Here is a 13,025-nt window from a genome sequence, read left to right on the forward strand (position 1 = left end):
ATCTATCGATCACTAGAAAAATTTGACAATCGCGAATATATCCAGTAGATTTATTTTATAGCGTTCTATAAAATAAATCAATGGAGACTTGTATGCTGACCCAATCGCCACCGAAAACGGCCTTGATTACGGGAGCAAATTCAGGAATTGGCCTTGAACTGACCAAACGGCTGCTCAACGAGGGCTGGGCAGTAATTGGCTTCATGCGTTCACAGTTTCCCACGAACGAGCCAATTCTTCAAGCGGCGCAAACTGCTGGTAGGCTACGCAGCTATCAAGCCGAGCTGAGCGATTTTGGCCAACTTCGTACAGCCTTACAAACAATTAAACAGCAAGAAACCAGCATCGACCTGTTATTCAACAATGCTGGTCGCTCAATAGAACGCTTGCTTTTCTCGCCGCAGGGGCGCGAATTAAGCTTCGAATTACAAAGCGTTGTGCCTTATATCATCGCCATGGAGCTGAAAGAACTGCTCTTACGCGGCCAGCACAAAACTATCATCAATACCTCATCGAACGCCCTGTTAACGATCAAACAATTTCAGCTTGATCAGCTTGAAAAGCCCCAAAGCTTCAAAAAGCTCTTTGGGCCATATGCCAGCTCTAAACTTGCGCTTTCACTCTGGAGCCAAGCGCTCGCGCCGCAACTCGAACAAGAAGGCATTAGCGTATTGAGCGTGTGTCCTGGGGCCAATCGTGGCTCGCTCAAAACCAATAATGGTTTGCCTTGGTGGATTCGGCCAATCCATGGCTTGCTGTTTAAGCACCCAAGCACGGGCGCAGCACGCTTGTACAACGCAGCAATGAGCCAACAGCCTAATGGCAGTTTTATCAACAAAGGCCAAGTTACCCCACTGCCAGCCGCCCAACAAGCCCAAGCAGTCTTGGCCAAAGTGCATACGATTTATCAGCAGGCGTTTGTACGTTAGGGGTTGGGGGTCGGGGATCAGGGGCCGGTTTTTTAATCACCAAGGATGGCTATTGGCGGAAAGAACATAGAACAGAGATGTACTGGTTCTTTCAATTGGCAATCGCATTCCCTCACCCCCCAGACCCCTCTCCCACGAAAACGCGGGCGAGGGGGAGCCGACCGTTTTGTATCACGCATTGCGACAGAACTGCACAATTAAAGCCCCTCGCCCGCGCACGGGAGAGGGGTTGGGGTGAGGGGATCTTAAAACCTACCCTTGTAAGCCAGCCCCCTCGCCCACTGAACGCGGGCGAGGGGGAGCCGCCATTTTTACCACGAATCATGCAAAAAACCATGGAATTAAAGCCCCTCGCCCGCGCATGGGAGAGGGGTTGGGGTGAGGGGATCAAACCATGGTTAACGCAATGCACCACTACACATAGCCTATAGCCATTTCCCCTCTGCGCCGCTGCGTTAATAAATTGATACACGAAGCGCACATTGGCTGTGGGCTATGGGTTTATGACGAGCATCCGATCCCCAGCCCCCGACCCCTGATCCCTTGTCCCTGCCCCCTAACATCACTCAAACATTGCGTGGCGACGAGGTAAATTCGTAATTGGAAATAATTTGCTCGGTTTTGGCATCGGCGTAGCGGTTGAGCATTTTGCCAGCTTCTGAGTTGTCGCGGATGGTTTTGGCCAAGGTAAAAGTGCTGCCAACGGCAAACAAGGCAGCAACCGCCAAAAAGCTCTTGACCCAAATATCGACCGGCGCATGATAAATGCCCAAGATCAAGGCTGCGATCGAAATGAAAAACGAAATCCAGGTAAACGCGATCCAAGCACCAGTATCTTTTTGAATTGTTGGGTGGTTCATAGCTATATCTCCTTGGGTTGATGCAGGCAGTATAGGCTTTTAGCAATAACAACACATACATCGTGAGATACATTGGGCGATACATTGGCAGCAACAGCGCCATTTGTTGCTTGTGATACAATACACAAAACTCCCATCAGCCAATGCTGGCAGCGGCAGAGTGTGTCCATCTGCCCTTTTTTGTTTACTACCACAGGAGTAACCACCTCATGGATCGTATCCTGGTCACGGAGAAGATTGGTGCCGAAGGCCTTGCGGCGCTCAAAGAGGTCGCCGAGGTTGATGTTCGTCTTGATCTTACACCAGAAACCCTATTGGACGTTTTGCCTGAGTACGATGCCTTGATCGTGCGCTCGCAAACTAAAGTTACCGCCAAAGTGCTTGCAGCAGGCACCAAATTACGCGTTGTTGGCCGCGCCGGGACGGGTGTCGACAACATCGATTTGGCAGCAGCCAATCAGCAAGGGATTTTGGTTGTCAATGCCCCAGCATCGAATAGCATCGCGGTCGCCGAATTGACGATTGGCTTGATGCTTGACCTTGCGCGCAACATTCCTCAAGCCCATGCAGCCTTGCAAAATGGCAAATGGGAACGCAGCAAATATGGTGGTTGGGAAGTTCGCGGCAAAACTCTGGGCTTGGTTGGCTTTGGCCGCATTGCCTCGGAAGTAGCTCGTCGCGCGCGTGCGTTGGAAATGAATATCATCGCCTACGACCCAATTATCAATGCTGAACGTGCAGCGCAACTTGGCGTGACCCCAGTGACGCTTGATGAATTAACCAGCCGCGCTGATGTTATTTCATTGCACATTCCGTTGATCGATGCCACTCGCAATTTGTTCGATGCCCAACGTTTGAGCCAAATGAAAAAAGGCAGCTATATCATCAATTGTGCCCGTGGCGGCGTAATCGATGAAGAAGCTTTGTTCGAAGCCTTGGAATCGGGCCATCTTGGCGGCGCAGCGCTGGACGTATTTGCCAAAGAGCCACCAACGGGGCCAATTGTCAATCATCCAAGAGCGATTGTTTTGCCGCACTTGGGCGCTTCGACCGAAGAAGCTCAAGCTTTGACCGCTGCCGACGTGGCCGAAGGTGTGGTTGATGCCTTGGCTGGCCGCTCGCCACGCTATGCAGTTAACGCGCCGTTCGTTGCGCCTGAAGAATGGGCGATTGTTGGGCCATATCTCGATCTTGGGCGCAAATTGGCCCGGCTCAGCACCCAATTAATCGATCTGCCAGCTCAATCGTATCAAATTGTCTATAACGGTGCATTGGCAGGCCTCACCAGCGAACCAATTAAGTTGGCGGTGTTGCAGGGCTTGCTCGAAGGTGGCTCGGAAGGTCGGGTTACGCCAGTTAATGCACCATTCTTAGCGCGCGAACGGGGCCTCAGTATCAACGAAACTCATCGTCCAGATGCAGAAACCTACACCGAATTGTTGCAATTGGTCGTGACCACAACCGATGGCGTGGTGCATACCTTTGGTGGCACGGTGGTGCGTGGCGAAGCTCACATCGTCCAAATCAACGAATTTTGGTTGGATTTGGTGCCAACTAGCTCGATGTTGTTTACCTTCCACCAAGATCGACCTGGCTTTATCGGACGCATCGGCACCTTACTTGGCTCTGCTGACATCAACATTTCTTCGATGCACGTTGGCCGTTCAAGCCCACGCGGCACGGCAATTATGGTGCTCACGGTCGATGAAGCGATTCCAGCAGAAACCCTGACCGACATTAACAACCAAGCAGATATCGAAAGCGCCTATAGCGTGCTGCTCTAAACCTCAAACACCCCCAACAAGCCGCCACGATTCAATGGCGAAACGTGGCTTTTCGCATTGGTAAGGATCTTAACACCGTTTGGTTATCCTCTCTTAACCCGATTGACATGCTATCCGAGCTACACTATGTATAGTGATAATAAGGATAGCAAGCCATGAACTTCTCAATCGTCATCATTGACCCAGATCAAGGTTCAGCCCAAACAACCGCCGCGCGCTTTCAGCGCCGTTGGGGCCAGAACGTCCAAGTCAATATTGTCAAACAAGCTGATTGGGCTAGTGTTCAGGCGCATCGACCGAACTTAGTCGTGATTGATCCGGCCCCATATCGGCTGCATGGATTGCGGTTGCTGGAGCAATTGTGTGAGGAGCAACCCGCAACCGCAATTGCCGTGGTGGCTTCAGGCAGTTCGCCAAGCATGCGCCAACGCTTACGCAACTTACCAATCACGTCGTACCTCGAAAAACCTAGCTCGTTAGCGCCCCTACTTGGTGAACTTGATCACCTTGTTGAGAGCAATGTCGCTCTCCAATCCAAAGGAGGATTGATTATGGAACGCCAAATGTTGATTCCACTTGATGGTTCACGCTTAGCAGAACAGGCCTTGGATTATGCGGTGGTTTTAGCCCGCCGCAACAGCAGTGTCCTGCATTTAATTCGGGTTGTTGGCTTCCCGACATTGGTCACAGCCTATGCATGGCCAGTGCCAAGTGCAGTTGATACGCGCCAATGGCTCGATGACGAGCGTCAAGCAGCCCAAACCTATCTTGATGAACTCAAAGCTCGCTACGAACAACAAGGTTTAACCATTCGAACCAGCGTGCTTGAAGGCGACCCAGCCCAAGCAATTGTTCAATTTGCGACCGATCAAACTAATGTGCGCGAAATTGTGCTGGCCAGCCATGGCCGCAGCGGGCTTGGGCGATGGGTGCTTGGCAGCGTGGCCGAAAAATTAGTCCAAGCAACGCCAGTGCCAATCTTGGTCATCCATGGCGATGAAAACAAAGTTGAAACCTTCAAAATTCCGCCAGAATTGCGCACGATTATTGTGCCACTCGATGGCTCAGACTTGGCCGAACAAGCCTTACCATTAGCCAGCCAACTAGCAGAAGCCCATCAAGCAGAGCTGGTGTTGCTGAGTGTTACACCTGGTCTCGACGAACCGGGCTTGGTCGAGGCTGGCGTTGTGCCAATGTGGAGCGCTGGCGAAAAATCGCAAGCTCGTGAACAAGCCCAAAAATATTTGCAGCAGCTTGAGCAATCGTTGCAAACGCCACGCCTGCGCATGCGCCACCTCGTCGTAAGTGGTATACCAGCAGAGATGATCAACGAAATTGCCAATGATGCAGTTGCGAGTATGATCGTTATGGCAACCCATGGCCGCAGTGGCTTCAGCCGCATGTGGATGGGCAGCGTTGCGACCAAACTGATTCGTACTAGCCAACAACCAATCTTCTTGGTACGCGCAGTTGAGCAAGCAGCTGAACGTGGCCAACCACTCTAAGCTGGTTGTGTGATGAGCGAGAAGCGCCCCAGCAGTGCCCAATTTTAGGTGCTGTTGGGGCGCTTTTTGATCCACGAAGGGAAATTGGCTATGGGCTATAGGCTTGTGGCTATCGGATGAAAGCGCCGTAATAGCGATCCCTTTTTTGATCCACGAAGGACACGAAGAGCACGAAGATGAGACTATGGGCTATCGGCGATAGGCTTTTGGAACCAATGTTATACCACCAAATGTTCCGCTAGCCCATAGCCTGTAACCAGCATTTCTCTGCGCCTCTGCGTTAAAACTGATCATTTGTGGTTTTGCCTTTTGATTTTTAACTTTGGTATTTCATCCTTCATCCCTCATCCTTCATACTTTCGATGCTCTATGTTCTTACCCTCAACAACCGATCCCCAAAGATAACAAAAGTAGCCGAACGACAACGAAGGGTAGACAAATCTTTTAGTTTCAGCGGTCGATTGGCAAGTACACTAGATGCATATCAAAGCCGATATGGCGTGCAATTTAGGGGGATACACGATCATGGACCGCAACGAACAACAACCTATCGAACAAGTATTAAATGCGCCAACCTCGCGCCGCAGCTTCTTGCGCTGGACGGGGATGGCGGCTGCCGCAGGAACCATGGTCGCGTGTGGCCGCGAAAGTGCGCTAACCATCGAGCCAGCAACCGTTCCACCAGCAACTGCTACAACCGCTGCCGCTGGCACCGACCACGGCAATGGTGGCCATGGCACCGGCAATGCAGGTACTCCAACCACCGATAGCGGGGCCAAAGCTTGGGAAGAAATGGATAAAATGCATGAAGCCGGCATTAAGCTGTTTCCAGCTAAAACCGAAGGCCTCAGCATGCAGCCACTCGAATATCGCATGGAAGGCGATGTCAAAGTATTTGAATTGACCTGCCAAAAAACCATGTGGGAAGTTGAACCAGGCCGCAAACTCGAAGCTTGGACCTACAACGGCCAATTGCCAGGCCCAGAAATTCGCGTCACCGAAGGCGATAAAGTGCGGATTTTGGTCACCAATCAGCTTGATGAAAGCACGGCTGTGCACTGGCATGGGTTGTTTGTGCCAAACAATCAAGATGGTGTGCCATTTATCACTCAGCCACCAATTACGCCTGGCTCAACCTATACCTATGAATTTACCGTGCGCAATTCTGGCTCGCACATGTATCACTCGCACCATAACTCAACCAAACAAGTCTCGATGGGCTTGCTTGGGCCATTTATCGTCGAGCCAAAAGATAAGAGCAAAGACCCAGCCTACGACAAAGAATTTACCTTGGTCTTGAATGATACCGCCCAAGGCTTCACCATTAATGGCAAAGGCTTCCCAGCAACTGTACCGCTGACCGCCAAGTTGGGCCAAAAAATTCGGATTCGCTATATGAATGAAGGCTTGATGATTCACCCAATGCACTTGCACGGCATGCCACAGTTGGTATTCGCCAAAGATGGGTGGAACTTACCACAACCATTTATGTGCGATACGCTCAACGTTGCGCCAGGCGAACGCTGGGATGTGATTGTCGATTGTACTGACCCAGGTGTCTGGGCCTTCCACTGCCACATTTTGTCACACGCTGAAAGCGAACACGGCATGTTTGGGATGGTTACAGCGCTAATCGTCGAATAGGAGCGCGACCATGAGTATCGTGTACGATATTTTGATTATTGGCGGCGGACCATCGGCATTGGCAGCGGCATTTTATGCCCAAAACAAACAATTACGCACGCTGATGATTTACGCCGATCTCGGCGGCAAAGCGGGCTGGGCACATAACCGCACAGTCAACGGCACGATCAACGTTCTGCCCGGACACGATCTTGTGGAACGCCTGATTAGCCAGCTTTCAAATCATCAATCATCAGTCGCGCACATTAACGATCGTGTGGTGGGGCTGCGCAAAACCAATGGCATGTTTGTGGTCGATACCCAACAATACGGCGAACGCTACGCTCGTTCAGTCGTGGTTGCCAGCGGCGCAGCTCCCAATCGCTTGCCCTTGCCAGGCATTCAACATCTGTTTGGGGTGGGCTTAGGTTATTCAATCACAACCTTCGCCCATCAAACTCAAGGCCAACGAGTTGCTGTCTATGGTGTAACGCCGCGTACCGTTCGCGGGGTTGCCGAGATTGTGCTAAGTTCAAGCCATATTTATTGGGTTACGCCCGATGAGCACTTGCCCGAAAGCCAGTTGGTTGATGCAATTCGGCGTATGCCAAATGTCACGATTATTCCCCAAGCGACGATTCGCGATGTAGTGGGGATTAATTCGGTCAAGCAAATTGTGATTGAACGTGGCTCATCGTTACAGCATATTCCGGTCGATCGGCTGTTTGTTGATATTGGCATTCAGCCAAACACTGGTTTTCTCAACAACGGCAATGTTGATGTGCTCGATGAAGATGGCTTTGTGATTGTCGATGAATATAACAGCTCACCCTGCCATGGCATCTTTGCCGCTGGCGATGTGAGCAACAGTGTCCTTGGTGAGCAAGTGTTAATTGCAATTGGCGATGGTGTGCGCGCCGCCGTCAGTGCCTACGAATACCTGCTTGTACATAAGCTCACGCTTGAAGAAGTGAGCAACGCAGCCGGCAAGACTGCTTAACCTCGCTTAGCTCGGTTCCCACCCTCAGGACACAGGCAAACCCTGTGTCCTTAATTTTTAAGGCATAGTCTTTGCTTATTCAGATCTCAGCATAATCAAGGAGGATTGTATGACTGAGCAAGAACGCCCATTTACCCCCGAAGTTGTCGCCGCTGAACGCGCCGCTTTTGATCGCAAAAACGAGCAAATTACCGCCACCCACGAGCGCCTCGAAAAAATCGTTGCTCCGGTGCTTAATCATATTGCCGAAGAAGCAGCTGAGGCAGCCAAAAACCCTGCCCATCAAGCCTTTATGGCCGAACAAGCAACCCACCGCGACGACCAGCCCAATAACACGGCAGGCAAAGATTTACCATCACTTGTACCACCACATCTTGCTGGTACCGCGTCGCCACAACCAATTAACCGTCACGAACTGAACGATGATAATGCGCCGCAGGTGAAACCCCAAGGTAGCTCGCTCCGCGGCGATAGCTAAAATCTGGATTAAACAAACCCGCCACAAGCATCAAAGCTTGCGGCGGGTTTTCTATTTCAGTGCGCTTGAGAATTATTGATTCAGGCTTTGCAAAGCCAAGGCCAAGCCGCCAATTGCCACTGCTTCAGCACCCAACAACGAATGCACCACCGGCACATGGCGCTGTGGTGTTGGGCTAATGAGTTGATTAACTTGGGCTTCGACAGCGCTACACAACGCATCGCCACCCTTACGTGTCACAATCCCGCCAAGCACCAACAAGGCTGGATCAAGCAATTGCACCACGCCGGCCAAGCCTAAGCCAAGCACATCAACTGCTTCGCTAATCGTTTTCGCGCCTGCATCAGCATCGTTAAACAATATGTCAAGATCATCGGTTTGCAGGCCATGTTCATTCGCCCTAGCCAGCAAACCGCGAATCGAGAGCAAATCTTCGATTTCGCGTTGATGGCTCAAGGAATACCGGGCATGGCCAATTTCGCCAGCGCTCGTCGTTACGCCACGATGCAGTTGGCCATTCAAAACCAAGCCGCTGCCAACGCCAGTGCTCAAATGCAAGTAGTAAAGGTCTTGCACATCGCGGCCAGCGCCAAACATATATTCACCAAAGGCAATCAAGCTGGCATCATTTTCGATCAAGGTTTGGGCATCAAATGCAGCTTCAAATTGCTCGCAAACATTCAAATCATCCCAGCCAGGCATACGATACGAACGGCGGGTGATGCCGCGCACTGCATCGACTGGGCCACCAAAGCCAACTCCAATCCGCACCAGTTGTTGGGCAGGAACATGGTTGGTTTCAAGTAATTCGTGGATCAGGCTAAAACTTTGTTCGAGCACGGTTGTAGCGTTGCTTTCGGCAGCCAGTTCGCGGTTGGCGTGAAAAAGATGCTCGCCGCAAATATCGGTGACGACCGCGCGCAAGCCATAACTGCCTAAATCAACCCCCAGCACATAGCTTGTTGGCCCAAATAATCCCCAATTGTGCTGGGCAATTTGTTGCTTAAGGCTATTCCAGAGTTCAGTCATTGAACACCTCCTAGTGCTATGGTTGATCCCACAGTCCGATTATAGCACGTTGCCCGCGTCGCAACCGACCATTTAGCAGGCAATTAGGCAGAGATCCGTTAACCAAGCCTAAGCAATTGTTGGCATTTCACCACCAATGCAGCTGGTAGATTAGCCATTTTCAGCAGCTTTTGATGATTAATTGCTGCTTGCGCCAACCGCTAAAATCCTGCCTTGGGGTGAGCAACAATCGGCCAAATAGTGCTGTCTAATCATTGCGCCATCTGCTATACTTGCACACAGATTGATCAGGCAAAACCTAGTAGGAAAGAACTTCATGGCACGTTTGCTTGCGACCATCGATGGGCAATCACTGAATATTCCAATTACAAGTCGCGGGCTACAAATTGGTCGTTCGCGGCAAAATGATATTGTTTTAAACCATCCTCATGTTTCGCGCCATCACGCTTCGTTAGAGAGCCGTGGCCGCGATGTTTTTGTACGCGATACTGGTAGCTCAAATGGCACGTTTGTCAATGGGCTGCGGGTCAAGGAAGCAGCGCTGCGGGCGAACGATCTGATTAATATCGGGCCATTCGAGCTTAAATTTGATGATCGAGCCGCCGCCAGCGTGATTATTTCCGATGAGGAGTTGGTGCCATTACAAAGCAACAGCCGCTCGATCTCATCGGGCAAGCTGCCCGAGCTGAATCTTGATGCTAACGATATTTTGCAAAATTTCTATCAAGTTAGCAGTCGCTTGAATATGATTCTCGATTTGGGCGAATTGCTCGACACCATTATGGATGAAGTGCTGCGTTTGGTTCCCGCCGAACGTGGGTTGGTGCTGATGACCCGCCAAGATGGGCTTGTGCCAATGGTCGTGCGTGCGCCAAGCGAAACCCAATCGCTGACCATTAGCTCGACGATTGCGCGCCGCGTGCTACGCGAGGGCGTGGCCTTGCTCACCTCCGATGCGCGGGTCGAATTTGGCTCGCAGGATAGCATCATCAGCCAAAATATTCACTCCGTGCTGTGTGTGCCATTAATTGGCCGGGCTGGCGTATTGGGCTTAATTCACCTCGATAGCCCAGGGCTTGAGCGATTTAGCATCCGCGACCGCGAATTGTTGACGGCGGTGGCCTACCAAGCCTCGTTGGGCATCGAACGCGCCAACCTCACCGACCAGATTCGCAACGAAGAAAAATTACGCCAACAATATGCCCGTTTCCTCTCGCCCGATGTTGCCCGCACGGTTGCCCAACAAATTAACGAAACTGGCGAAATCTTCATGAAGCCAGTTGAGCAAGATGCGAGCGTCTTATTCTCAGATATTCAGGGTTTCACCACCATGACCGAAACCCTGCCGCCATTAGAACTGCAAAACCTCTTGAATGAATATCTGAGCGTAATGACCGACGTGATTTTTGAGCATGGCGGCACGCTCGATAAATTTATTGGCGACGGAATCATGGCGCTTTTTGGTGCTCCCGTGTATTATGAAGATCACGCTCAGCGGGCAATTGATACAGCGCTTGACATGCTGGTGCAGCATCAAAAGCTCATGGCCAAAATCGATGCCAGCAAACACTTCCGGATTCGGATTGGGGTTAATACTGGGCGAGTTATTGCAGGTCTCGTCGGCACGCGCGAACGTTTAGAGTATACTGTTCATGGCGACACCGTAAACACGGCCTCGCGGCTTGAAGGTAAAGCCGAACCAAACAGCGTCTACACCAGCGAAGCCACGATTGCCAAGCTTGGTGCGAGCTACCAAGTTCAGGAAGTCGGGCCATTGCAACTCAAAGGCAAAGCCCTGACTGTCCAAGTCTTCCGCGTGATGGGAAAAACGCTTCCCAGCGAAGGCTTTGAAGGATAATTATTTAAAGGATGAAGGATGAGGGATGAAGGATGAATTCATCCTCAATCGCTTCTAACAGGTTATTTTGATCATTGCCAAGATTGCTAAAGCAACTATCTCCGTTTCTTAATGACACTAAAACTCTGATAGTTTTACTATTCTTCCTACCTCATCCTTCATCCTTCATACTTTTTTAGGATTGATCTATGCCCTTGGTTGTTGGAGTTAAATTTAAAGATTCGGGCAAAATCTATCATTTTGACCCGAATCAACACCATTTAGAGCTAGGCGATGCGGTGGTTGTTGAAACCGTGCGCGGGCTTGAGCTTGGCAAAGTTGCAGCGCCGATCGAAGATCTGCCTGATTCCGACTTAATTGCCGAACTCAAACCAGTTATTCGCCAGCCGACGACCGAAGATTACGATCGGATGCGTGTGCTCGCTGAGCGCCGCGACGACGTATTGCGCATTTGTGCCGAACGGATTAGCGTTCATCGCTTACCAATGCGGCTGATTCGCAGCGATTGGAATTTTGATGGTACGCGCTTAACGATCTATTTCACCTCGCAGCAACGGGTTGATTTTCGTCACTTGGTGCGCGAACTGGCCCGCATTTTTCATGCGCGCATCGAATTACGCCAAATTGGAGCGCGTGATGAAGCCAAATTACTTGGTGGATTAGGCCCCTGTGGGCGGCCATTGTGCTGCTCCACCTTCTTGCCCGATTTTGCTCGCGTTTCGGTCAAAATGGCCAAAGATCAAGATCTGCCACTCAATCCCTCGAAAATTTCGGGCGTTTGTGGCCGTTTGCTCTGCTGTTTATCATATGAACAAGAGCAATATCTTGAAATTAAGGCTGAGCTGCCAACCCGTGGCGAGCAGGTCAAAACCCCTGAAGGCATTGGCTATGTGGTTGCGGTCAACACCATTCGCGAAACCGTAACGGTGGATATTGAGAGCAACTACTTAGATTTCAAAGCCGATCAGCTTGAAACCATCACCAGTGCTGCTGGAGCGATTGCCCGCGAACGGCTAGAGCAAGGCGAAGCTGCGCCGATTGCCCAAAAGCGATTCAACCGCCCAGTTGGCGAAACGCTCAAATCATCACTCAATAACAATTGGGATAATGAAGATTGGGGCTTAGACGAACTACGTTCCTTTGATGATGAGCCAAACGGCTCAAGCGATAAGCCCAAGCCACGGCCCAAGCAAGTGCAGCAATCACGCCCACATTCAGCTGAGCCACGAGAACCGCGGGCAAATCCCAACGAGCCACGGCCACGATTTGATCGAGCTGAGCGTCAAAAGCGCTTCAACCGTTCAGAAAATCCCAATCCAGAGCCAAATCCAGCACCAAGTGCCCAGCCTGAGCAGAGCGAGCGCAAGCCACGCCATGCCTTCAAGCGCAAGGGCGATACCACACCAACGCCTGAGCGGCCAAAATTACCAGCAACTGTGCGTCAACAATCGCTGGGCGGAGTGCCAGAGCAACTGACACCGCGTGGTCGTCAGCCATCAACCAACGACCCCGACGAGCCAAAACAACCAATACGCCGCCGGCGACGAGGCAATGGTAGCAACAATAACAATCAACAGCAAGGGCAGCAGCAAGCGCCAAAACCTAAAGCGCAACAACAAGCCCAACCAGAGCGAGCAGCGCCAGAGAAACCATCTTCCGAGGCAGCTAAATCAGAGAATACTGAACGGCGTTCGCCTCGCCGCCGCAAACGGCGCGGTTAAACGCAGGAGGCCACGTGGTTCAACCACGTGGCCTCCTTTTTTGCTTGCTAGCAAAAATAACATTAATTGACGCTAAAACAACAACACCGCGAGGAGTACTCACGGTGTTGCTTGGAATGGTACGCATCCCCCTACGTTCCCACAGCGGGTGCTGCAGTAGCCTCGGTGTGTGTCGCGTTCACGGCCTGGTTCGGGATGGAGCAGCGTGGGGCACAACCACCTCGACACGTACCAAATT

Annotated in this window: 10 protein-coding genes; 8 read left to right on the forward strand and 2 right to left on the reverse strand. The window is 51.3% G+C overall.

Features of this window, described 5'->3' with window-relative positions; all coding sequences use genetic code 11:
- Window positions 1-92: 92 nt before the first annotated feature.
- The gene (locus C5S61_RS10215; RefSeq protein ID WP_110514956.1) at window positions 93-929 is read left to right on the forward strand and encodes an SDR family NAD(P)-dependent oxidoreductase; all 837 of its coding nucleotides are present in this window, start codon (window positions 93-95) and stop codon (window positions 927-929) included.
- Window positions 930-1,495: 566 nt separating this feature from the next.
- Here the strand turns inward: C5S61_RS10215 and C5S61_RS10225 are convergent.
- Window positions 1,496-1,789, reverse strand: a complete 294-nt coding sequence (locus C5S61_RS10225; RefSeq protein WP_110514958.1) for a YiaA/YiaB family inner membrane protein — start codon at window positions 1,787-1,789, stop codon at window positions 1,496-1,498.
- Between the two features lie 209 nt (window positions 1,790-1,998).
- On the opposite strand from C5S61_RS10225, the gene serA reads away from it, so the two are divergent.
- The 5 genes from serA (at window position 1,999) to C5S61_RS10250 (ending at window position 8,179) form a co-directional block, all read left to right on the forward strand.
- Window positions 1,999-3,573 (forward strand): phosphoglycerate dehydrogenase, encoded by a 1,575-nt coding sequence (gene serA / locus C5S61_RS10230; protein WP_110514959.1) that lies wholly within the window; start codon window positions 1,999-2,001, stop codon window positions 3,571-3,573.
- A 155-nt stretch (window positions 3,574-3,728) separates the two neighbouring features.
- The gene (locus tag C5S61_RS10235; RefSeq protein ID WP_110514960.1) at window positions 3,729-5,078 is read left to right on the forward strand and encodes a universal stress protein; all 1,350 of its coding nucleotides are present in this window, start codon (window positions 3,729-3,731) and stop codon (window positions 5,076-5,078) included.
- 525 nt (window positions 5,079-5,603) lie between these two features.
- The gene (locus tag C5S61_RS10240) at window positions 5,604-6,722 is read left to right on the forward strand and encodes a copper oxidase (protein WP_110514961.1); all 1,119 of its coding nucleotides are present in this window, start codon (window positions 5,604-5,606) and stop codon (window positions 6,720-6,722) included.
- 10 nt (window positions 6,723-6,732) lie between these two features.
- Window positions 6,733-7,701 (forward strand): NAD(P)/FAD-dependent oxidoreductase, encoded by a 969-nt coding sequence (locus C5S61_RS10245; RefSeq protein WP_110514962.1) that lies wholly within the window; start codon window positions 6,733-6,735, stop codon window positions 7,699-7,701.
- Window positions 7,702-7,810: 109 nt separating this feature from the next.
- The gene (locus C5S61_RS10250; RefSeq protein WP_110514963.1) at window positions 7,811-8,179 is read left to right on the forward strand and encodes a hypothetical protein; all 369 of its coding nucleotides are present in this window, start codon (window positions 7,811-7,813) and stop codon (window positions 8,177-8,179) included.
- Window positions 8,180-8,251: 72 nt separating this feature from the next.
- Here the strand turns inward: C5S61_RS10250 and C5S61_RS10255 are convergent, their stop codons facing one another.
- Window positions 8,252-9,208 carry an ROK family protein gene (locus C5S61_RS10255; RefSeq protein ID WP_110514964.1) on the reverse strand — a complete coding sequence of 319 codons (957 nt, stop codon included), beginning with the start codon at window positions 9,206-9,208 and terminating at the stop codon, window positions 8,252-8,254.
- Between the two features lie 316 nt (window positions 9,209-9,524).
- Between C5S61_RS10255 and C5S61_RS10260 the strand changes: the two genes are divergently transcribed.
- Complete coding sequence (locus C5S61_RS10260; RefSeq protein WP_110514965.1) at window positions 9,525-11,066, forward strand: adenylate/guanylate cyclase domain-containing protein; 1,542 nt, start codon at window positions 9,525-9,527, stop codon at window positions 11,064-11,066.
- A 188-nt stretch (window positions 11,067-11,254) separates the two neighbouring features.
- On the forward strand, window positions 11,255-12,787 hold the full coding sequence (locus C5S61_RS10265; RefSeq protein WP_110514966.1) for a PSP1 domain-containing protein: 1,533 nt from the start codon (window positions 11,255-11,257) through the stop codon (window positions 12,785-12,787).
- Window positions 12,788-13,025: the final 238 nt, after the last annotated feature.

Origin of the sequence: Herpetosiphon llansteffanensis, assembly GCF_003205875.1 — a bacterium.
Classification (GTDB): domain Bacteria; phylum Chloroflexota; class Chloroflexia; order Chloroflexales; family Herpetosiphonaceae; genus Herpetosiphon; species Herpetosiphon llansteffanensis.